The sequence below is a fragment of the Paenibacillus sp. 203 genome (genome assembly GCF_037027525.1).
In the GTDB taxonomy this organism is placed as follows: Bacteria; Bacillota; Bacilli; order Paenibacillales; family Paenibacillaceae; genus Paenibacillus; species Paenibacillus polymyxa_B.
Window position 1 is genome coordinate 254,356 of the sequence record NZ_JAXCHD010000002.1, and the last position, 21,744, is coordinate 276,099.

The 21,744-nt window shown below is 46.2% G+C and carries 21 protein-coding genes; all 21 read right to left on the reverse strand.

Annotation, left to right across the window (positions count from 1 at the left end; translation table 11 throughout):
* Nucleotide 1: 1 nt before the first annotated feature.
* Nucleotides 2-214 carry a YlzJ-like family protein gene (locus WA407_RS04320; RefSeq protein ID WP_061829428.1) on the reverse strand — a complete coding sequence of 71 codons (213 nt, stop codon included), beginning with the start codon at nt 212-214 and terminating at the stop codon, nt 2-4.
* Nucleotides 211-1,059 (reverse strand): ClpP family protease, encoded by an 849-nt coding sequence (locus WA407_RS04325; RefSeq protein ID WP_336076862.1) that lies wholly within the window; start codon nt 1,057-1,059, stop codon nt 211-213. Before WA407_RS04325 ends, WA407_RS04320 begins: the two co-directional genes overlap by 4 nt.
* 229 nt (nt 1,060-1,288) lie before the next feature.
* On the reverse strand, nt 1,289-2,968 hold the full coding sequence (locus WA407_RS04330) for a ribonuclease J (RefSeq protein WP_013309942.1): 1,680 nt from the start codon (nt 2,966-2,968) through the stop codon (nt 1,289-1,291).
* Between the two features lie 349 nt (nt 2,969-3,317).
* Nucleotides 3,318-4,199 (reverse strand): 4-hydroxy-tetrahydrodipicolinate synthase, encoded by an 882-nt coding sequence (gene dapA / locus WA407_RS04335; RefSeq protein ID WP_061829430.1) that lies wholly within the window; start codon nt 4,197-4,199, stop codon nt 3,318-3,320.
* Between the two features lie 39 nt (nt 4,200-4,238).
* Nucleotides 4,239-5,456: an aspartate kinase gene (dapG, locus tag WA407_RS04340; RefSeq protein ID WP_013309940.1), complete on the reverse strand. Its 1,218-nt coding sequence runs from the start codon at nt 5,454-5,456 to the stop codon at nt 4,239-4,241.
* A 23-nt stretch (nt 5,457-5,479) separates the two neighbouring features.
* Nucleotides 5,480-6,517, reverse strand: coding sequence for an aspartate-semialdehyde dehydrogenase (locus WA407_RS04345; protein WP_165175626.1), 1,038 nt, complete (start codon nt 6,515-6,517; stop codon nt 5,480-5,482).
* Nucleotides 6,518-6,651: 134 nt separating this feature from the next.
* A complete protein-coding gene (locus WA407_RS04350; RefSeq protein ID WP_029517031.1) occupies nt 6,652-7,245 on the reverse strand; it encodes a dipicolinate synthase subunit B in 594 nt (197 codons plus the stop codon).
* Complete coding sequence (dpsA, locus tag WA407_RS04355; RefSeq protein ID WP_235308139.1) at nt 7,242-8,141, reverse strand: dipicolinate synthase subunit DpsA; 900 nt, start codon at nt 8,139-8,141, stop codon at nt 7,242-7,244. Before dpsA ends, WA407_RS04350 begins: the two co-directional genes overlap by 4 nt.
* Before the next feature lie 184 nt (nt 8,142-8,325).
* A complete protein-coding gene (dut, locus tag WA407_RS04360) occupies nt 8,326-8,772 on the reverse strand; it encodes a dUTP diphosphatase (protein WP_013309936.1) in 447 nt (148 codons plus the stop codon).
* Complete coding sequence (locus tag WA407_RS04365; RefSeq protein WP_061829434.1) at nt 8,750-10,015, reverse strand: M16 family metallopeptidase; 1,266 nt, start codon at nt 10,013-10,015, stop codon at nt 8,750-8,752. The genes dut and WA407_RS04365 overlap by 23 nt, the downstream gene beginning before the upstream one ends.
* Nucleotides 10,016-10,081: 66 nt before the next feature.
* Nucleotides 10,082-11,086 (reverse strand): polysaccharide deacetylase family protein, encoded by a 1,005-nt coding sequence (locus WA407_RS04370; protein WP_336076864.1) that lies wholly within the window; start codon nt 11,084-11,086, stop codon nt 10,082-10,084.
* A gap of 230 nt (nt 11,087-11,316) precedes the next feature.
* Entirely contained in the window at nt 11,317-13,419 is a 2,103-nt protein-coding gene (gene pnp, locus WA407_RS04375) for a polyribonucleotide nucleotidyltransferase (protein WP_250261597.1), read from the reverse strand.
* A 214-nt stretch (nt 13,420-13,633) separates the two neighbouring features.
* The gene (gene rpsO / locus WA407_RS04380; RefSeq protein WP_007430074.1) at nt 13,634-13,903 is read right to left on the reverse strand and encodes a 30S ribosomal protein S15; all 270 of its coding nucleotides are present in this window, start codon (nt 13,901-13,903) and stop codon (nt 13,634-13,636) included.
* Between the two features lie 132 nt (nt 13,904-14,035).
* On the reverse strand, nt 14,036-14,974 hold the full coding sequence (locus WA407_RS04385) for a bifunctional riboflavin kinase/FAD synthetase (protein WP_235308138.1): 939 nt from the start codon (nt 14,972-14,974) through the stop codon (nt 14,036-14,038).
* Nucleotides 14,975-15,032: 58 nt separating this feature from the next.
* On the reverse strand, nt 15,033-15,968 hold the full coding sequence (gene truB, locus WA407_RS04390; RefSeq protein WP_061829437.1) for a tRNA pseudouridine(55) synthase TruB: 936 nt from the start codon (nt 15,966-15,968) through the stop codon (nt 15,033-15,035).
* Complete coding sequence (locus tag WA407_RS04395; RefSeq protein ID WP_336076865.1) at nt 15,965-16,942, reverse strand: DHH family phosphoesterase; 978 nt, start codon at nt 16,940-16,942, stop codon at nt 15,965-15,967. Before WA407_RS04395 ends, truB begins: the two co-directional genes overlap by 4 nt.
* A gap of 51 nt (nt 16,943-16,993) precedes the next feature.
* Nucleotides 16,994-17,344: a 30S ribosome-binding factor RbfA gene (gene rbfA, locus WA407_RS04400; RefSeq protein ID WP_010346342.1), complete on the reverse strand. Its 351-nt coding sequence runs from the start codon at nt 17,342-17,344 to the stop codon at nt 16,994-16,996.
* A 20-nt stretch (nt 17,345-17,364) separates the two neighbouring features.
* On the reverse strand, nt 17,365-19,920 hold the full coding sequence (infB, locus tag WA407_RS04405; protein WP_061829439.1) for a translation initiation factor IF-2: 2,556 nt from the start codon (nt 19,918-19,920) through the stop codon (nt 17,365-17,367).
* On the reverse strand, nt 19,913-20,236 hold the full coding sequence (locus WA407_RS04410; protein ID WP_025720915.1) for a L7Ae/L30e/S12e/Gadd45 family ribosomal protein: 324 nt from the start codon (nt 20,234-20,236) through the stop codon (nt 19,913-19,915). Before WA407_RS04410 ends, infB begins: the two co-directional genes overlap by 8 nt.
* Nucleotides 20,229-20,537 (reverse strand): RNase P modulator RnpM, encoded by a 309-nt coding sequence (gene rnpM, locus WA407_RS04415; protein ID WP_007430067.1) that lies wholly within the window; start codon nt 20,535-20,537, stop codon nt 20,229-20,231. Before rnpM ends, WA407_RS04410 begins: the two co-directional genes overlap by 8 nt.
* Before the next feature lie 23 nt (nt 20,538-20,560).
* Nucleotides 20,561-21,658 (reverse strand): transcription termination factor NusA, encoded by a 1,098-nt coding sequence (gene nusA, locus WA407_RS04420; protein ID WP_013309927.1) that lies wholly within the window; start codon nt 21,656-21,658, stop codon nt 20,561-20,563.
* Nucleotides 21,659-21,744: the final 86 nt, after the last annotated feature.

A 21,744-nucleotide genomic window follows, 5' to 3' on the forward strand; every position in this document is an offset into this window, starting at 1 on the left:
TCTACGACCACTCGATGACTTGACCTGGTCCATAACGCGGATTCAGGTAGGCTTCCAACGGACAGTCCAACAACCGTACAATGATCCCCCGACGACTTTCAAGCGGCTGTACTTGCATAAGTAGACCGTCTACCCGAACTTCTGCAAACTCCTCAGCCTCTTTCCACATCCCTTGCCATACCATTTCCATTGGCATTACAGTATATAGTGTCATTGTGGTAGCTCCCCACTAGGCTCCCCTGACAGTGTCTCTGTAGGAGTTCCTGTGGCACTAGGAGAAAAAGGAGCATACGGAGCCTGTTGTTGAATCCCAGCGATCCCGTTTTGCTGACGCCGCGTTTCAATGATGGTGTTCAGCTGTTTTAAAGCCTCTCCGATGCCTCCAACCGCGTCCATCAATCCATACTTCACTGCATCGGCTCCCCCAACCGCTGTACCAATATCGCGGTTTAACTCACCGGTTTTAAACATCAGTTCCTTAAACTGCTCTTCTGTAATACGAGAATGAGAAACGACGAAGCGTACAACACGTTCCTGCATTTTTTCCATGTATTCAAAAGTTTGTGGTACTCCAATGACCAGACCGTTCATACGAATGGGATGAATGGTCATCGTCGCACTCTCCGCAATGTAGGAATAAGTGGAAGACACAGCAATCGGCACACCGATGCTATGCCCCCCACCTATGACAATGGTCACCGTTGGTTTACTCATCGATGCGATCATTTCAGCAATAGCTAGTCCTGCCTCTACATCACCACCAACTGTATTCAGCAAAATCATTAATCCTTCGATACGAGGATTTTGTTCTGCCGCTACCAACTGGGGAATAATGTGCTCATATTTTGTCGTTTTGTTTTGAGGCGGCAAAATGAGATGCCCTTCAATTTGACCGATAATCGTCATGCAAAAAATATTGGACTCGCCTCCAGGCATGGAGGTTTGACCCAGTTGCTGCAAAACCTCCATAGCAGGTAAAGCGGGTCTTTGCCCAATTTCTGGTTGATCTGGCGCTTCACTTTCCTCATTGCCAGATGTTAGATTGCTGTATTGTTCCATATGGGTGATCTTCCTTTCGCTTTACGCATCTATATGACCCGTATTCACCCTATAGTATGGGATAGAAATGGAATATTTTATACCCACCCCCATGCCTTTCCTTGTCCCAGGAAATCAAAAAAGCCTCTCCTCCCGCGGAAACCGTCCAATATTTCCTGCGGGAAGAGAGGCGACTGTGTGCCTGTGACTTAAGTTTTTAATTCAGGTTTTTGAACAAATTTCAATTGAATCACACTTCCATTATAATTGGCAGGATCATCGGTCTCCGACGAGTTTGCTCATACAAGAAGCGACCTAGTGCATCCTTGACATTTGTCTTGAGGGAAGCCCATTCATTTACATTTTCACTCATGAGCTTATGCAGTGTACTTGAGACAATACGATTCGCTTCATCCAGCAAACCTTCCGATTCACGGACATATACGAAACCTCGGGAAATGATATCTGGTCCCGATTTAATCGTTCCGTCTTGCTTGCTCAGCGTAACAACAACCACCAAAATACCGTCCTGTGACAGCAATTTGCGGTCGCGCAATACGATATTTCCTACATCCCCTACGCCTAGTCCATCGATCAGTACGTTACCTGCTGTAACTTTACCAGCTCTGCGTGCTCCACCATTCTGAATTTCAATGACTTCACCGATATCCGTGATAAAGATATTTTCAGGCTCAATACCTACGCCTTCAGCAAGAAGAGCGTGACGACGTTGCATTCTAAACTCACCATGAATTGGCAAGAAGAACTTTGGTTTCATCAGATTCAGCATCAGCTTGAGTTCTTCCTGGCTTCCATGTCCAGAAACGTGGATACCTGGATTAGCTGCGCTGTAATATACATTGGCACCCAGACGGAACAGCTCATCAATTGTGCGTCCAACGTATTTTTCATTACCTGGTACTGGAGTAGCTGCGATGATGACTGAATCTCCTGGAAGAATGTCAACCTTTCGATGTGTGGAACGAGCCATTCTTGTCAAAGCTGACATCGGTTCACCCTGACTGCCTGTGCAGAGAATAACTACACGATCCGCTGACATTTTGCCAACTTCTTCAGGCTCAATCAGCATTCCATCTGGAATTTCCAAATAGCCCAAGTCTGAAGCAATACCTACGACATTAACCATGCTTCGACCAATAACTGTTACTTTACGTCCCGTTGCTTCAGCAGCATTAATTACCTGTTGAATACGATGTACGTTAGAAGCAAAAGTAGCTACGACCACACGCTGTCTCGACTTGCGGAAAATGTCTTCCAGGACAATACCAACGCTCTTTTCCGAAGGTGTAAAGCCCGGTTTTTCGGCATTCGTACTGTCTGACAAAAGAGCCAGTACGCCACGTGTGCCAATTTCAGCCATACGCTGCAAATCTGCATATTGTCCGTTCACCGGAGTATGGTCAAATTTGAAGTCACCTGTATGAACAACAGCGCCTTCAGGAGTATCAATACATACACCTACAGAATCTGGAATACTATGGTTGGTTCTGAAGAATGTTGCTTTCAGTGTGGAACCCAGCTTGATTTCAGAATCAGCATTGATCAAAATACGTTTGGTTTCACCAAGCAGATTCGCTTCCTTCAGCTTGTTTTCCACCAATCCCAGCGTCAATTTGGTACCATATACTGGTACATTCAAATGTTTCAACACGTAAGGCAAACCGCCGATATGGTCCTCGTGACCATGAGTCAGCACAATGCCTCTTACTTTGTCGCGGTTCTCTGTAAGGTAGGAAATATCAGGAATAACGATATCAATGCCCAGCATGTCCTCTTCCGGGAATTTCAAACCGGAATCCACCACGACAATGTCATTGCCGTATTGAACGACATACATATTTTTCCCGATTTCACCGACGCCGCCCAAAGCGAAAATCATCAATTTATCGTTGTTTGTTTTTTTAGACAAATGAATCTAAACCTCCTATGGTAGTTGGACGTCGTACCTTGATTTGTTTATTTAATTTTCAAAAAAATACCGCACCCAGTCACTTGACCCCATTATACATGATTAAAATACGAAAAAACAAGTCATCCTGTTCGTTACGCTAGGTTTCCCATTGCCGTCTGAAACCATTAGTATCTGTCATTTTGTCTACATACATGGTTAAAAGCACAGCAAAAAGGGCGTCCTATAAGAACGCCCTTCACGCTGGGAACCTTGTCAGACAATAAACCCTATCGGTTTTGTACCTACCGACTGCCCTTAACAAGGATACTCCTTAGTATTAATTAACATCTTACATTCCTATTTCTCTTTAGCGGGTAAATAATTTTTTAATAAATTCCGCTTCATCCTCAGTTGGAGGAATGAGCGGCAACCGAACCGAACCTACCTTAACCCCCCGTAATTCCAATGCATATTTTACTGCCACCGGATTAGGCAGAGGATGAGGACAGCCAAACAAACCCTTGAAAATCGGGAACAACTGCTGATGCAACTTTGCTGCCTCCTGCGAGTGTCCTCCTACAAGTGAATCGATCATCTGCTTCATTTCAGCACCTACCACATGACTCGCTACGCTGATAATACCATAAGCACCTACAGCCATAGCAGGCAACCCAGAAGCATCATCCCCGGAATAAACCAGAAAACCTTCTGGCGCTGCCGCTGCAATCTGTGTGACCTGCGCAAGTGATGCACATTCTTTAGTTCCCACAATATTCGGAATTTGTGCAAGGCGCAGTGTTGTTTCAGCTGTTAGACTCGCTCCAGTACGACTTGGAACATTATACAGTATAGCTGGGAGGGATGTGGAGTTCGCAATACTTTCGAAATGCTGATACATCCCTTCCTGATTCGGTTTATTATAATATGGCACTACCAGTAGAACACCATCTGCTCCTGCCTGCTCCGCGGCACGGGTTAGATGAATGGAGTGACGCGTATTGTTGCTTCCAGTCCCGGCAATAATTTTACATCGTCCAGCTGCTTTTTCTACAACAAATGCAAACAACTTGATTTTTTCATCATCGCTCAGGGTAGGAGACTCCCCTGTTGTTCCAGATACAACAAGTGACTCTGAGTGCTGTTCTTCTATTAAGTAATCAATCAACGAGGACAATGCAGTCCAGTCAATCTCTCCTTGCTTATCAAAAGGTGTCACCATTGCGGTAATCAATCTGCCGAAGTTCACCATGCTGCCTCCTTTTTGCAAGTCCGAGCACGGACAATGCGCCTATTGATGGAGTTCAAATTTATTATGCAATGCGCGTACAGCCTGCACCATATCTTCTTTTTTAACAAGTACCCAGATCGTCGTGTTGGAATCTGCGGATTGAAGGATCTGTACGTCTGATTCTGCCAATGCCTCCACAATCGTCGCCATAATGCCTGGTACCCCGTTGATACCACCGCCAATGACAGAAACTTTAGCACACCCGGCCAGTATCTTAGGTTCTAGACCCAAACCGTTCAATACTTCAACCGCTTTGCTTCCATCATGATCGAACACAGTATAAACTGCCCCCGATGGCGTTACGTTAATAAAGTCAACGCTAATTCCATGTTCAGCCATAGATTTGAATACTTGCAATTGCAAGTGCTCCAAACCCGGCTTTAATTCAACATTAATCTGAGTGACATTGCCGACATACGCAATACCGGTCACGAAACGGTCTACGATGTCTGCCTGCACGTCTTTGAAGCCTTCCGGGTGGGTAACTAACGTACCTTCTCCTTCGGAGAAGGTAGAGCGAACACGGACCGGGATATTAGCCTGCATGGCGATTTCAACAGCACGAGGATGGATAACCTTTGCTCCCTGATGAGCCATATTACAAATCTCCGTATAGCTAACATGTGTGAGTGGCTTTGCGTTTTCCACAATGCGCGGATCGGCAGTCAATATACCATTCACATCCGTATAAATATCAACCATATCCGCATGTAGAGCAGCACCCAGAGCAGTAGCTGACGTATCGCTGCCTCCCCGACCCAAGGTAGTCATATCACCGTCTGCTGTTTGTCCCTGAAAACCTGTCACAATGACAACTCTACCTTGGTTCAACTCTTCAACAACACGGTCTGGCTTTATATCCAAAATACGAGCATTGCCGTATTGATCATCCGTAATAAAGCCCGCCTGTGCCCCAGTTAGCACCGTAGCAGGAATACCTTCCTTCTCCATCAGGCTGCATAATGTAGCAGCAGAAATGATTTCACCACAGCACAGCAGTAAATCCCGTTCGCGCTTCGGAAGACTGTCGCCGTTAGACGCCGCCCAATCCAGCAGCGTGTCGGTGGCATAAGGCTCTCCTTTTCTCCCCATGGCCGACACAACCACAACCAATTGAAGATTTTGTTCCAACTCCCGCTTCACATGTGCCAGCACAAGTTGACGTGCTTCAGGTGTGGACAGCGAGGTTCCCCCAAATTTTTGCACCAAAATACCCATTATTCTTCCCCCATATCGGAACGTTACTCCGCGTTTGCAGCAATAATTTCCGCGATTTGCACCGCGTTCCATGCTGCTCCTTTGAGCAGGTTGTCGGATACGACCCACAAATTCAATCCACGGCTATTGCCCAAATCACGGCGTACACGCCCCACAAATACGTCAGGTTTTCCTGCAGCATCAGATGCCAGTGGATAAAGCTGAGCAGCAGGATCGTCCACCAGCGTTACTCCCGGTGCCGAAGCCAGCAGATTGCGAATTTCTTCTAAATCATAATCTTTTTTAAGTTCTACATATACAGATTCCGAGTGACCATATACAACAGGAATACGCACACACGTTGCTGTTACGTCCACAGATTCGTCACCCAGTATTTTTTTCGTTTCACGTACCATTTTCATTTCTTCCAGTGTATAACCATTGTCCTGGAATTTATCGATTTGCGGGATAGCATTGAAAGCAATCTGATGCTTTACTGGCAACGAGCCTACTGGCAACAGATCAGGCTGAACTTCATCTCCGTTCAGAATCGCTGCGCTTTGACGATTCAATTCATCAATAGCTCGGCTTCCAGCGCCGGAAACGGCCTGGTATGTGGATACAATGATACGAGAAATGCCATACTGATCATATAATGGTTTCAAAGCAGCTACCATCTGAATGGTGGAGCAGTTCGGGTTCGCAATAATTCCTTGATGCTCGGCAATTTTGTCGCTGTTCACCTCAGGCACTACAAGAGGAGCTGTCGGATCCATTCGGAATGCGTTGGTGTTGTCAATGCAAACTGCCCCATGACGAACAGCATGCGGCGCCAATTCCTTACTTACGTCTCCACCTGCACTAAACAAAGCAATGTCGATTCCTTCAAAGCTGTCGGGGGTAGCAATCTCTACTGGAATTTGCTGACCTTTAAAGCTAATTAACGTGCCGGCAGAACGAGGCGAAGAAAGAAATTTGATTTTGTCCACAGGAAAATCCCGTTTTTCCAGCAGATTTACGATCTGTTCTCCTACAGCGCCTGTCGCTCCAACGACAGCTACATTAAACTTTCTATTGCTCATCTGGTGTATCTCCCCTTCTCGACTAAAAAACCATTTTTTATTCTGAAAGCATCCACCGCCAACAAGAAATTAGACCCGATACAATATCGAATCATCTTCTAGGCGAGGGATGCTCAGCAGTTAACTATAATACTTCATGGGGTCTTGCGTTCCACAATCATCGGCTGAAGCTGTTTGCCCTGCAATGCTTCATAAGCAGCCTCCGGAATCAACTCCATGTTAGCTACAAGCGAGTTCGGCTTTTTAACTGGATTGTCCTGTCCGAACGGCACAAAAAAGATATTTTTGGCTACGAGTAATTTGGCGATATTGGCAGCATTTAGACCCAGTCCATCATTAGTAGATATAGCTAAAAGAAGTGGACGACCGTTGCGCAATTGCGCCTTGGCAGCCATCAAAACTGGACTGTCTGTCATTGCATTCGCTAACTTACTCATCGAATTCCCCGTCAAAGGTGCAATCACCAGCACATCGAGTATTTGGGAGGGACCCAGTGGCTCAGCCTCCACAATTGTAGAAATGATATCATTCCCTGTTATATCTTTCAACTGTTTTTGCCAACTTTGCGAAGTACCAAAGCGCGTATCCGTTGTTAGTACTGTATTGGATATAATAGGAACGACCTTCGCACCCTCATCAACAAAGCGCTGTATAACAGGCATTACCTCTTCAAATGTGCAATGTGAGCCTGTAATTGCATAACCTACTGTTTTCCCTTGCCAACTCATTGTGCATCCCCCCGATCAGGATTATCTTCCATTAACAACTGCACCAGCGTATTCGCTATAATGGCGCCAGCAGTTTTGGGAGCAACAATACCGGGAAGACCAGGGGCAAGCATAGCCTTGATTCCACGCTTTTCCGCATAACGGAAATCACATCCGCCTGGTGCGGAAGCAAGATCTATAATCACGGTGCTCAATGGCAATTTAGACAGGATTTGCGCTGTGATAATCATAGAGGGTATCGTATTAAAAATCAAGTCAACTCCCTTTGTCTCATGCGCCAAATCCCTTGTCATAAAAGGCCTCCAACCCATTTCCACGGCTCTTGCTGCATCCTCTGCCCGCCGTACTCCAACCTTCACTCTGGCTCCCAACCCCTGTAGTGCCCTTGCCATGGTAAATCCAGTCCGTCCCATGCCTAGAACCATACAATCTGCACCGTGAATCGTAAAATCAGTATGCTGAATGGCCATCATCAGTGCGCCTTCGGCCGTAGGTATAGAGTTGTATATGGCCACATCATCTCTCTCCAGCAGCTCTACCAGCTTTAACTCATGTCTGGTACAAATCTCTTTTAAGTACGTCCGCGCCATCCCTGTATATACAACGCAATGCGGTGGAAGAGCAGCAGCATGTTCATTCAGAAACTGGAGCTTCTGTGCTCCGAAAAGTGCATTTACGTTGCCTTCCTCATCGCATCCCACCACCGGCAAAATCAGTGCGTCTGACGATTCCAGCAGCTTGACAGACATTGGTTCTAGTGTCACTCCTTTGAGTGGTACTTCAAGCTTGTCAAAACCGACCACACTGACGGTAGCATCCATGTCCACACATTTGCGGATTACCTCAAGCTGCCTCGCATCGCCACCCAAAACAACGACGCGTATTCCTGTTAGCATCCGGATCACTCCTTTCCGAGACACGATATGCTTTTAGTCTATGCGAGTGCCCGGAGAGGGGTGAAAAAACACAAAAAAAAGCCGCCCCTTAATGAGGCGACCTTTATATGCATACTTACTCTTAAGCAAGTAAATTTGAAGCTTTTACAAAATAGACATTCTTACATTGCAAACCAACCATAGCTCAGCGTCCTGTATGGCCAAAGCCTCCAGCACCACGCACTGTTTCAGATAATTGGTCTACTTGTTTCAGCTCTACCTCAGGTACAACCTGAAATACCATTTGTGCAATTCGCTCATTGCGCGTAATCGTGAACGATTCTTCGCCCAAATTAATAAGAAGTACCTTGATCTCCCCACGATAATCCGCATCAATCGTTCCCGGTGTATTGAGACAAGTAATACCATGCTTAAGAGCCAGTCCACTTCGCGGACGGATTTGTGCCTCCAATCCCGCTGGCATAGCTATTGCAAATCCAGTTGGAACGAGGCAACGTTTGCCGGGTTCCAGTACCAGATTTTCCTGTACTGCTGCATACAAGTCAAACCCTGATGCAAGCTCTGACATTTTGCGGGGGAGCTCAATATCTTCATTGCCCGCAAGTCTGTTAATTTCCACGTAAGTTAACAAAATAGTCCCTCCTCATATCCTTTACCGCTGAATCACTCGCTCCCACCATCGACAGGGCAAACGGCTCCGAGAACATCCGATCCAGCACTTTGTTCACATCATTTGCCGTCACTTGCTCGATATGTTCGATCATTTGATCCAGCGTATAATGCTGACCGAGCATTAATTCATTTTTTCCAAGCCGATTCATCCGGCTACCTGTACTTTCAAGGCTTAAAATCAAACTTCCTTTTAATTGTTCCTTACCTTTACGAAGCTCATTAGCGTCCAAACCGTTGACAGCCACATCTCGTAAAAGCTCCAGCGTCAAATCCAGCACGTCCTTTGTTTGCTTAGGAGCCGTACCTGCATAGATCGTGAACAACCCACTGTCCGCATGGGAGCTATGATAGGAATAAACCGAATAAGCCAGTCCACGCTTTTCCCGAATTTCTTGAAACAAACGTGAACTCATGCCGCCGCCGATCGCGTTATTCAGCAAAACCATAGCATACTGGAGCTCGTCACCCGCTGCAAATCCAGGCAGGGATAAACAAATATGATTTTGCTCCGTTGCTTTCTCATGATACAACAGCTCACCGTTAAACACAGGTACTGTCAGCGGCGAAACGGTTCCATGATTATCAAAATGTCCAAAATGTCGCTCCAACAATTCTACCAAGCGATCGTCAACATTACCAGCCACACTGATAACTGTATTGTCGATTGTATAATGCTCCTTCATATAATGACTGAGGTGTGAGCTATCCATAGCAAGCAGGTGATCTTCGGTTCCGAGAATCGGATAAGCCAGTGGATGTTCACCATAGGCCGCGCGAGATACAAGATCGTGCACCATATCATCCGGTGTATCCTCATACATGGAGATTTCCTCCAAAATCACATTCTTCTCTTTTGCCAATTCTTCCTGATCTAGTTTGGAATTAAAGAACATATCAGACAGCACATCAACTGCGATCGGTAGATGCTCATCCAATACTTTGGCATAATAGCATGTATATTCCTTCGAAGTGAAAGCATTAACATTTCCTCCGATGGCATCGAATTGCTCAGCGATTTCCTTAGCGTTAAAACGCTCTGTTCCTTTGAAAAGCATGTGTTCGATAAAATGAGAAATACCGCTATTGTCCGGCGTTTCATTCCGGGAGCCAGTTTTAACCCAGATACCGAAAGAAACTGAACGTACGGTTGGAATTTTTTCAATGACCACTCTTAGGCCGTTTTTAAGTTGAATTCTTTCCACGATTGGCCCTCCTAAACTGAATTGCATACTTAGCCATAATGTTCAATCCTAACAGAAAAAAGACGTTCACTCAACCGGAGCAGGTAGTTGCCGATCAGGGGAAAGTGTCTGACTGACAGTTCCGAGCACAAGTCCCTTACTACGAATAGCATGAATCATGCCTTTGAGAGCAGCCGATGAGGAATCTGTTGGGTGCATCAATATCAGGGAGCCTGATTCAACCTTACTACTGATTTTGTTAATCACCGATTCCGGTGACGGATGTCTCCAATCTACAGTGTCCAATGTCCACAACACTGTTTTGAGCCCAAGTTCTGCTGCTATATCCACCGTTTGCTGATTAAAATCACCCGATGGAGGGGCAAACCAGTTATTTTTGATACTCAAAGTTTCTCGAAGAAGCACTTGAGTCTTTTCAATTTCTTGTGTGGCTCTGGCCCGACTCAGACGGCTCATATTCGGATGAGAGTATGCATGGTTCGAAAGCTCATGCCCTCTTTTTTGAATCTCCTTGGCGAGATCAGGATTTTTTTTCAACCAACTTCCATCAAGAAAAAATGTAGCCTTGACCTTTTCCTGATCCAGCGTGTTCAGTATCGGCAGGATAAATTCATTCCCCCATGCTACATTGATCATGAAAGATACCATCGGCTTTTCGGGATTCCCCCTGTAAATTGGAACATTACCAAGCTGATTTAAATGTATTTTAGGTGCCAATTGTCGATATACATATTGAATGGGTCGATCCGGAGATGCAATCGCTTTGCGATAGGTAGCATCCAAATCCACCTCCAGTCCGTTATAGCCTGGAATAGCCTTCCATACCCTGTCGATCTTGGCATCAACTGGTTCCCGCCGCTGACGTGCTGCTTCTGTTCTTAGTCGCTGCATAAGCGCATTGTCGGGCAAAGCTGCTATCGCCATCGTGGTTACAGCTTCTGGCTCTTTAACCCCTGTAACGTCTCCATTGCGTAATTGACTAGCGTAGTCACGAACCCCACTAAACTGCCCGATTACAAGTGTGATGGCTAAACTGGCTACCACCCACACTGCTCGTTTTGCCCTACTCATAATTCCTTCATCCCCCCGCCCGTTTGTCCACATTGTATGCGGCGAGGACAAGAACTATGACGTAGCAAGCTCTAGAAGCTCACTTGGGTGCAGCTTGTGCATATGTATGAAAAAAGAGCCAGAAACGTAGCTCTGCCTCTTTCCAAAAGCTTAAACAATGCTATTCAAATCCCTTGTACTGTTAATACGAAAAGCTACTCCTGCCTTTCTAGTCTGCAACATGCAGATACCTAGGATTTTGCAGGTGCTTCTGCAGTCAGAACAGCCTTACGGGACAGATTGACACGACCTTGTTGATCAATTTCGGTTACTTTCACCGTAATTGTATCCCCAATAGCAATTACATCTTCAACTTTGGCTACACGCTCAGTAGACAGTTGAGAAATATGAACCAGACCATCTTTGCCCGGTAAAATTTCAACAAATGCACCGAATTTCTCAATCCGTTTTACTGTACCGATGTAAATCTCACCGACCACGACTTCCTTTACGATACCCTCAATAATGGAACGTGCTTTTTCATTCATCTCTTGATTTGTGGAAGCGATGAACACACGACCATCTTGTTCAATATCGATTTTCACGCCGGTTTCTTCGATGATTTTGTTGATGATTTTACCACCAGCCCCAATAACATCACGGATTTTGTCCGGGTTAATGTGCATCGTCATAATTTTTGGAGCATACGGAGACAACTGCTCACGCGGCTTCTGGATCGCTTCCATCATTTTGCTAAGAATGAACAAACGTCCTTCTTTAGCTTGCTTGAGCGCATCCTGTAAAATCTGGCGGTCAATACCGTTAATTTTAATATCCATTTGAATGGCAGTTACGCCTTCCGCGGTACCAGCAACTTTAAAGTCCATATCGCCCAGGTGGTCTTCCATACCTTGGATATCAGTCAATACGGAAACATGGTCTCCATCCTTGATCAATCCCATGGCTACACCTGCAACCGGAGCTTTAATCGGTACACCTGCATCCATCATAGCCAGTGTACTTGCACATATACTAGCTTGTGAAGTCGAACCATTCGATTCCAGTACCTCGGAAACCAGACGGATGGTGTATGGAAATTCAGTTTCGGAAGGAATTACTTTGGAAAGCGCACGCTCACCAAGAGCACCATGTCCGATTTCACGACGACCTGGCGCACGCAAAGGACGAGCCTCACCTACGCTGAATGGCGGGAAATTGTAATGATGCATGAAGCGTTTTGTTTCTTCCAGATCAATACCGTCCAAAATTTGTACATCACCCAATGCACCAAGTGTACAAATGCTAAGTGCTTGCGTTTGACCGCGTGTAAATAAGCCCGAACCATGAGTACGCGGCAAAATGCTAGTGTCGCTTTCAATCGGACGAATTTCGTCAAGCTTACGACCATCAGGACGCACTTTATCATGCGTGATCAGACGACGTACTTCTTCCTTAACGATATCATAGAGAACTTCGCTCACGTCACTCAAAAGCTCAGGTGTCTCTATGTATTGTGCTTCAAAATGAGCAACTGTCTCTTCGTTGACTGCATCAATTGCCTCTTGACGGGCATGTTTTTCTGCAATTTTAACAGCTTGCATTAAACGTTCAGCTGCATAAGCACGTACTTCACTGTTCACTTTTTCATCAACAGCATGCAGTTTAACCTGCATTTTCTCTTTACCTGCTACTTGCACCAATTGTTCAATAACTGCCACAATGTTCTTAATCTCATCATGACCGAACATAATAGCTTCCAGCATAACTTCCTCTGGAATCTCATTGCCTTCGGCTTCTACCATCATGATGGCATCTTTCGTTCCGGCTACAACCAGGTACAGATCGCTTGCATTCTGCTGTGCAATATCCGGGTTAATCACAAATTGCCCGTCTACACGTCCTACAGCGACTCCCCCGATTGGCCCATTAAAAGGCACATCCGAAATGCTAAGTGCTGCCGAGGTTCCGATCATTGCTGCAATTTCAGGTTCGCAATCCTGATCGACACTCATAACCAGATTCAACACCTGTACATCATTCCGGAAACCTTCCGGGAACAATGGGCGAATTGGACGGTCTGTCAAACGGCTGGACAAAATCGCTTTTTGACTCGGACGTCCTTCACGTTTAATAAATCCGCCAGGAATTTTCCCCACAGCATACAATCTTTCCTCATAGTTTACGGTCAGTGGAAAAAAGTCCAAATCTTTCGGTTCACGGGAAGCGGTCACGGTACAAAGCACAACTGTTTCTCCGTAGCTCACTTTAACTGCCGCATTGGCTTGTTTCGCAAGACGTCCTGTTTCCAACACCAGCTTTCTTCCGCCGAGCTGCATTTCTACGCGTTGCTCCATGGTATCCCTCCATTTCATTTCATTGTAAAAGTTCTATACATATCCAGTATTTCCTGCGCAGGTCTTATTCATAAGAAGCTAGCAGACAAATCAGGATATGTAATTCAAAAAAAGATTCCTCATTTCAAAAAAGAACCCGGCTGCTGTCCGCCGTCGCCTTAGCAGGGACAAGCGGTGAACAACCAGGCTTCTTTTCTCATTACATGTCTGAAAATTAACGACGCAGTCCGAGACGCTCGATCAACGCACTGTAACGTTTAACATCAGTCTTCTTCAGGTAAGCCAAAAGTTTACGACGCTGACCGACCATTTTCAACAACCCGCGGCGGGAGTGATGGTCTTTCTTGTGCGAACGAAAGTGACTTTGCAAGTTGACGATGTTTTCAGTAAGGATAGCGATTTGTACCTCTGGTGATCCTGTATCGGATTCATGAGTTTTGTACTCCTCGATCAATTGCTGTTTACGCTCTTGAGTCAATGCCATCCTGTTCACCTCCTTCATTATAATCGCCATTAGCCTCGTAGCCGCCGGTGAAAGCGGACAACCAAGCTAAGGTTCATCGTTGTTTACACAACATAAGTCAGTATAACACAGCGCCTGTCTTATGTAAATAAATTAGCCTAATAGCTTTTTAGCCGTTTGTGCGTCATTGCCAATTTGGTTGATCAGCTCATCCACCGAAGAGAATTTGCGTTCAGGGCGGATGTAGTGGTGAAGCTCCACAAGCACAGACTCTCCATAAATTTGCTGATTAAAATCAAATAAATGTACCTCAAACGACGGATTCAGCACACCTTCATGAAAAGTAGGCTTAACCCCTACATTCATTACACCGTTTATCCAACGATCGCTTACAAGCGCCCGTACAGCGTACACACCCTTAATCGGAATAACGTAAGTGTCATCCAGTTTGAGATTAGCGGTCGGAAAACCGATCGTACGTCCGCGCTTCTCTCCATCCATTACAGTACCCTGGATACGATAAGGACGTCCCAACCAGCGAGAGGCATGTGCTAGATCCCCGGTCTGTAGAGCACGGCGAATGCCAGAGCTGCTCACCTTGTCCCCATCCAGTTCGAACGGTGGTACGGTGTGCACCGACATCAGCTCTCCTCCCAGCTTTCGAAGTGTATCCTCATGCCCGGCTCCCCGGTGGCCAAACCGAAAATCAAAGCCTACTACCGCTGTTCGAATGTGCAATGGAAGCAGCACGTCGCTCATAAACGCCTCAGGGCTGACCTTGGAAAATTCTTCGTTAAAACTCAAAATATAAAGTACGTCCACACCCATATCAGCCAGAATAGTCTGCTTGTCCGCAAGCGGTGTTAAATAACCTTCATAATCGCCTTTTTTCATGACTTCCTTCGGGTGAGGATGAAATGTCATGACAGATACCGGCACCTGCTGTTCACGAGCCAGCGCAACGGCCTTACGTATCACGCTTGCGTGTCCCAGATGAAGACCATCAAACTGACCGATCGCCGTGACCTGTGGACGTCCCCATTGCTGCAAAAGCTCATCACTCAATGGATAAGATAACGATACGGTAATCATTATTAATTCACCTGCATTTCACATCATTTGACTAACTTCGTCAAAATTATAGCACAATTCAAGGTAAAAAAACTTTAATGGGAGCGATCGCGTCTGATTCATCCCGACCATATATACCTAAAAACGTTTTATCCTCTTTATACAAACGGAAGGGCTGATTGTCCGTCACAGGTGGTGAAATCATATTCAGCGATAGGCGTTGGCCTTGCAGAGCCGCAGTTACCTTGGCTTCAGCCACTATATGCTCAGGCATATAGTCAATCGCCTGATCTGTTGTAATAAGTCGCTCTCCAAGACTGCCATCCGCAACGAAACGCTCTATTTCTTCGAAAGTCAGACAACGTTCCGCAGGAATTCCCGCAGACATGGTTCGCTCCAGCTTGACCATCGTGGAAGGATATCCTAATTCACGGCCAATATCAACACATAGTGTACGGATATAAGTACCTTTGGAGCATAAGGCACGAAAAGAAATATCCACATACGCCCCCGTCTCCGCGAATCCCGTCATTTCCAACTCGTAAATACTCACTTCACGACTTTTGCGCTCCACGGTTTTGCCTTCTCGAGCCAGTTCATATAGACGTTTGCCGTCCACTTTTAGCGCGGAGTACATTGGAGGTACTTGGGAAATCGTACCAACAAAACGCTTCAGAACCGCTTTGACTTCCACTTCCGTCACCTCTACGGGACGTTCACTCTCTTCCGTGATTTTCCCAGTCAGGTCTTCGGTATCCGTGGCAATTCCTAATCGCAGTGTAGCCCGATATTCCTTGGGCCGCTCCTGCATGTATTCCACCACACGGGTAGCACGTCCCAGACACAAGGGCAAAACACCGGTTACCTGCGGATCAAGTGTTCCAGTGTGTCCGATTCGCTTCATACCTAATAAACGGCGAGCCTTGGCCACCACATCATGAGAGGTAAATCCAGCAGGTTTATAGACAGGTAGAATGCCTTCCCATGTTGCCTGTTCCTTCTTTATCGGGTTCATAGCTCAGATTTCACCCGCCCTACAACTGTCTCAATGATATCTCCCAGCTTACCCTCTAGCCGGCAGCCAGCTGCACGTACATGTCCACCGCCACCAAATGATTGAGCCAGCGCAGCTACATCAACATTCCCTGCCGATCTCAAGCTGGCCTTGACCGCTTGATCATTAATAACCTTAAAGAAAATGCCTACTTCAACTCCACGAATATTTCTTGGATAATTCACAATGCCTTCCAAGTCCTCATTTACAGCCCCACAATCCGTCATGTCGTCAGGGGTTACAACGACCCAAGCGACTTTCCCATCCTCCGACATCGTGAGCGTTTGCAATGCTTTTGTTAGCACCTTCATTTGTGAAAAGGTCATTTCCTCGAGCAATTTCTCGGATAAAGATGGACCATCTACACCGTAAGCAAGTAGCTGTGACACAGTAGACATCACTTTCGGTGAAGTGTTGGAGTAACGGAAACCTCCTGTATCCGTTAGCAACCCTGTATATAAAGCCGTTGCTATTTCGACATCCCAGGTTACTGCAAACTCTTTCAGTAGGTCAAAAAGAATTTCTGCTGTTGCCGCAGCATCCGGCTTAATCACATTAACTGTACCATAAGCATCATTCGTTGGATGATGATCAATATTCAGGATAATGGCATCTTCCGAAAAAAACTGCTCTGTCAAACCAACACGACGGTAATCCGCACAATCTACACAAATGATCCGGTTGTATTTCCGTTCTGGCGGTTGCTGGCTCATATCCATAATCTCATCGGCATGCCATAAAAAATCCATACGTTTGGGAATAGGCCCCTCATTCAGCATGGTAAATTTCTTCCCCAGACATGAGAGAAGCCAGCCCACCGTTACGGTGGAGCTGACTGCGTCTCCGTCCGGCTGTACATGCGATACGATCAGGTAATCATCATGCTCCAGAATAAATTCCTTCGCTTGTTGAAGCGCCTGTTCATAGGTATGCATTGCCTTCTCCTTTACATTCAGTTCATGGTTCCTTCAGACAAACTAAAAGTTTTATTTTTCATCCTTGTCGATATCACTCAGCAGTTTTTCAATTCGACTGCCGTAAGCAATAGATTCGTCAATTTTGAAAATCAACTCAGGAATATGGCGCAGCCGTATCCGTTTGCCGAGTTCAGAACGAAGATAACCGTTCGCTTTGTCCAATGCTTTCAGGGAAGAATTTTTTTGTTCTTCATCCCCGAGCACGCTCAAGTATATTTTCGCTTGGGACAAATCATTTGTAAGATCGACACCCGTTACGGTGATAAAACCGATGCGGGGGTCTTTTAATTCAGTTTGTATGAGTTGGCTTAGCTCCTTCTTGATCTGCTCGCCAACCCGACCTGTACGTATTTTAGCCATGGATGCTCACCTCTCTGCCGTTAGCGCTCCACTGTTTCCATGACGAACGCTTCAATAATGTCGAGTTCCTTAACATCATTATAGCCATCAAGGGTAATACCACATTCGTAACCTTGGGCAACTTCTTTTGCGTCGTCCTTAAAGCGTTTCAGTGAGTCGATTTTACCTTCAAAAATGACGATGCCATCACGAATCAGACGTGCTTCTGCTGAACGGGTAATTTTACCGGATGTCACCATACAACCAGCGATCGTACCGACTTTAGTAACTTTGAATACGTTACGTACTTCAGCATGCCCAATCACATTTTCTTTATATTCAGGATCCAGCATGCCCTTCATGGCTTGCTCTATTTCTTCAATGACATTGTAAATGACACGGTGTAGACGAATGTCCACTTTTTCAGCTTCCGCTGTAGATTTCGCCTGGTTATCCGGACGAACATTAAAACCAATGACAATAGCATTGGAAGCTGCTGCCAAAATAATATCAGATTCGGTGATTGCTCCTGCACCACTGTGAAGAATTTTAACGCGCACACCTTCGACTTCAATCTTGTTCAAGGAACCTTTCAACGCCTCGACGGAACCTTGTACGTCACCTTTAATAATGACGTTCAGATCCTTCATTTCGCCATCCTTGATGTGTTGGAACAGGTCATCCAGTGTTACACGGGTATTACTGCCCAGGTCAGATTGGCGTTGCGTGATCGCACGTCTGTCAGCAATAGCACGAGCTTTGCGCTCATCCTCAAACACCATGAATGGATCGCCAGCAAGTGGAACTTCTGTCAAACCAGTAATTTCAACTGGAGTGGAAGGACCCGCTTCCTTAAGACGACGACCTTTATCGTTGACCATAGCACGCACACGTCCGAAGCAGTTACCCGCTACGAAAGCATCGCCGACTTTCAGTGTACCGTTCTGAACGAGGATACGGGCTACAGAACCGCGGCCTTTATCCAGTTCTGCCTCGATGATGGTACCACGTGCCCGTTTGTTCGGGTTCGCTTTGTACTCATTCACTTCAGCTACGAGCAGAATCATTTCGAGCAGGTCTTCCAGACCCATTCTTTGTTTCGCGGAAACGTTGACGAAAATCGTATCGCCGCCCCACTCTTCAGGTACCAATTCATATTCAGTGAGTTCTTGCTTCACTTTATCCGGGTTGGCATCCGGTTTGTCGATCTTGTTCACAGCTACGATAATTGGCAGACCTGCTGCCTTCGCATGGTTAATAGCTTCGACCGTCTGTGGCATAACACCGTCGTCAGCTGCAACCACGATAATCGTCATATCTGTCACTTGAGCACCACGTGCACGCATAGCGGTAAAGGCTTCGTGACCCGGTGTATCCAGGAAAGTGATTTTTTTGCTATTAATTTCAACTTGGTATGCACCAATATGCTGTGTAATACCGCCAGCTTCGCCACCGGTTACATTAGTCGAGCGAATGGCATCCAGCAAAGTTGTTTTACCATGATCGACGTGACCCATAATCGTTACAACTGGTGGACGTGTTCTCAGATCTGCAGGATCATCATTCTCTTCCACGGTTTCAAAACGATCTTCTTCGACCGGAATTTTCACTTCTACCTCGACGCCAAAGTCTCCGGCAAGCAAGAGGATGGTATCCATATCCAGTTCCTGGTTAATGGTCGCCATCGTTCCGAGCATAATCAGCTTTTTGATGACTTCTGACGCATCCTTATGAAGAAGCTTGGCTGTTTCGCCTACGGTCATCTCACCACGCACAATAATTTTCTTAGGCGTGTTGTCGATTTTCTCGCGACGTTCCTGTTGTTGACCTTTACCACGATTGTTAAATTTCCCGCCACGATTACTGCCACCGCGATTATTGCCTCCACGACCACCGTTACCACCGCGTCCGCCGCCTTGACGGTTATCGTCAAAACGTCCTTGACCGGAACGGTTACCACCGTTGTTGGAGTTACTGCCTGTACGGTTGCCACCACTACGGTTCGCATTGTTGCTACCTGTAGAGGATGATGTTCTTACAGCCGTACCACCCTGACTACTTCCCTGAGGGCGTGAGTTAGTGCTTTGGTTACCTTGAGGACGCGAACCTGTGTTGCCACTAGGACGCTGTTGTCCTCCCTGTTGTTGACCATTACTGCGGTTTTGTGTACTTTGCTGACCAGTGGGTCTGCTAGTACTTTGTTGACTGCGGTTTTGACCGCCCTGCTGACTGCTTTGCGCTTTTGGAGCGCTGCTTCGGTTACTGTTTTGGTTGTTGTTTGTCCTATTCATACTTACCTGCTTTTCCTGTTGATTTTTGGTTTGCTCAGTTGAATGATTACTATTCTGGCTTGAACCGGCCTGATTCGAGCTTACTTGCGCCGTACCTGCTCCGCCTTGCTTGGCCGCAGCATTGGATTTAATATTCTTAAAAAAACTTTCCACTTTACCTACGGCATCATGTTCCATGACGCTCATATGGTTGTTCACGGGAATATCCAGCCGTTTAAGAATGGTGATAATTTCTTTGCTGCTCATGTTCAACGATTTGGCGTATTCGTATACCCGCACTTTGTCTTTGCTTTCTTGTTTACTCAATATACTCCACCTCCGACATTATCCCCGCATGTTTCTTGATCAATTTCGCGAATCCTTGATCCGTCACAGCCAGCACAACCCGTTCAGGTTTGCCGATACTGCTTCCCAAGCTTTCCCGGTCAAATCCTATCAATAAGGGGATTTTGTACGTCCCGCATTTGTCGCGGAATTTCTTTTGAGTATTCATTGAAGCATCTTTCGCAAGAATGACCAGCTTGGCTTCTGAAGACCTGATCGCTTTAAAAACGATCTCATCACCTGTTAGCAGCTTGCCAGCTCTCATGGCAAGACCCAATCCAGACAGCGCCTTATTCATCCTGCACGCTGCCTTGTGCCGCCAGGAATTCTTCCTCGACGGCAGCAAAATCACGACTTAGCTGCTCATAAATATCAGGATGAACCGAGTGCTTCAATGCTCGATCCAGTGCCTTGCTCTTTTGAGCCAGCTTGAAGCAGGCGGCTTTGCCGCACAAGTAAGCGCCGCGTCCCGACTTTTTGCCAGTCAAGTCAATCAACACTTCGTCTTCAGGGGTTTTGACGACACGGATCAACTGCTTCTTTGGCATCATTTCATGACAGGCCACACATTTGCGCAAAGGTATCTTTCTCTGTTTCATGCATTAACCCCCCTACACTCCGCTTAATCTACAGAAACGGAATCCTGATGCATTTCATCGGTGGATGTTCTCGGTCTGCCGAGTTCTTCCTCCGCCTGTGTTTCACTCTTAATATCAATTTTCCAGCCCGTAAGCTTAGCAGCAAGACGAGCATTTTGCCCTTTGATACCAATAGCAAGAGAAAGCTGATAATCAGGCACAATAACACGCGCCATTTTCTCTTCTTCAAATACTTGCACTTCGAGCACCTTGGATGGGCTCAGCGCATTAGCCACGTATTCATCAACATTATCGGAATAACGTACAATGTCGATTTTTTCGCCACGCAGCTCATTTACAATGGTCTGTACACGTGTTCCTCTAGGACCCACACAAGAGCCAACCGGGTCAACCTCGGCGTTACGGGAATGAACCGCGATTTTAGAACGGAAGCCTGCTTCACGCGCTACGGAACGAATCTCTACAACACCATCAAAAATTTCAGGCACTTCGAGTTCGAACAAACGCTTAAGCAGACCCGGATGTGATCGGGACAGCATAATTTGCGGTCCTTTGGTTGTGTTTTCTACTTTGGTAATATAAGCCTTGATTCGATCCAGATGGCTAAATTTCTCATTAGGCATCAATTCACCTAACGGGAGAACCGCTTCCACCTTACCAAGATCAATATAAATGTTACGCGGGTCTTGACGCTGTACAGTTCCTGTTACAATATCTTCTTCCTTGTCCACAAACTTGTTGTAGATCAGTCCCCGTTCCGCTTCGCGGATACGCTGGGTCACGACTTGCTTCGCAGTTTGTGCAGCAATCCGTCCAAAATCACGTGGTGTGACTTCGATTTCAGCGATATCTTCCAACTGAAAATGCGGGTTAATCTCACGGGCCGCAGGTAACGAAATCTCGGTGCGAGGATCCAATACCTCCTCAACGATCAGCTTGCGGGCATATACCTTAATGACTCCCGAGTTGCGGTTCATATCAACACGCACGTTTTGTGCGGTGTTGAAATTCCGTTTGTAACTGGAAATCAAGGCTGCTTCAATGGCCTCAAACAGCACATCCTTGCTGATCCCCTTTTCTCTTTCCAACTCGTTCATTGCTTCAATAAAATCCATACTCATGGATTACTGCTCCCCCTTTCAAATGATGCACCTGCGTACTGGTCGGCACACGAGGCAAAAAAACATGTAGTACATGTCAAACAGCA

Excerpts from the sequence above, each read along its gene's own strand:
- nusA (WP_013309927.1), bottom strand. The coding sequence starts at position 21,658 with ATGAGTATGGATTTTATTGAAGCAATGAACGAGTTGGAAAGAGAAAAG.
- WA407_RS04320 (WP_061829428.1), bottom strand. The coding sequence starts at position 214 with ATGACACTATATACTGTAATGCCAATGGAAATGGTATGGCAAGGGATG.
- WA407_RS04325 (WP_336076862.1), bottom strand. The coding sequence starts at position 1,059 with ATGGAACAATACAGCAATCTAACATCTGGCAATGAGGAAAGTGAAGCG.
- WA407_RS04350 (WP_029517031.1), bottom strand. The coding sequence starts at position 7,245 with ATGAGTTGGCAAGGGAAAACAGTAGGTTATGCAATTACAGGCTCACAT.
- WA407_RS04410 (WP_025720915.1), bottom strand. The coding sequence starts at position 20,236 with ATGAATAAGGCGCTGTCTGGATTGGGTCTTGCCATGAGAGCTGGCAAG.
- WA407_RS04395 (WP_336076865.1), bottom strand. The coding sequence starts at position 16,942 with ATGCATACCTATGAACAGGCGCTTCAACAAGCGAAGGAATTTATTCTG.
- dpsA (WP_235308139.1), bottom strand. The coding sequence starts at position 8,141 with ATGCTAACAGGAATACGCGTCGTTGTTTTGGGTGGCGATGCGAGGCAG.
- dapG (WP_013309940.1), bottom strand. The coding sequence starts at position 5,456 with ATGGGTATTTTGGTGCAAAAATTTGGGGGAACCTCGCTGTCCACACCT.
- rbfA (WP_010346342.1), bottom strand. The coding sequence starts at position 17,344 with ATGGCTAAAATACGTACAGGTCGGGTTGGCGAGCAGATCAAGAAGGAG.
- WA407_RS04345 (WP_165175626.1), bottom strand. The coding sequence starts at position 6,517 with ATGAGCAATAGAAAGTTTAATGTAGCTGTCGTTGGAGCGACAGGCGCT.
- dapA (WP_061829430.1), bottom strand. The coding sequence starts at position 4,199 with ATGGTGAACTTCGGCAGATTGATTACCGCAATGGTGACACCTTTTGAT.
- truB (WP_061829437.1), bottom strand. The coding sequence starts at position 15,968 with ATGAACCCGATAAAGAAGGAACAGGCAACATGGGAAGGCATTCTACCT.
- WA407_RS04385 (WP_235308138.1), bottom strand. The coding sequence starts at position 14,974 with ATGATTACCGTATCGTTATCTTATCCATTGAGTGATGAGCTTTTGCAG.
- WA407_RS04370 (WP_336076864.1), bottom strand. The coding sequence starts at position 11,086 with ATGAGTAGGGCAAAACGAGCAGTGTGGGTGGTAGCCAGTTTAGCCATC.
- pnp (WP_250261597.1), bottom strand. The coding sequence starts at position 13,419 with ATGGAGCAACGCGTAGAAATGCAGCTCGGCGGAAGAAAGCTGGTGTTG.
- rnpM (WP_007430067.1), bottom strand. The coding sequence starts at position 20,537 with ATGAAACAGAGAAAGATACCTTTGCGCAAATGTGTGGCCTGTCATGAA.
- rpsO (WP_007430074.1), bottom strand. The coding sequence starts at position 13,903 with ATGGCATTGACTCAAGAGCGTAAACAGCAATTGATCGAGGAGTACAAA.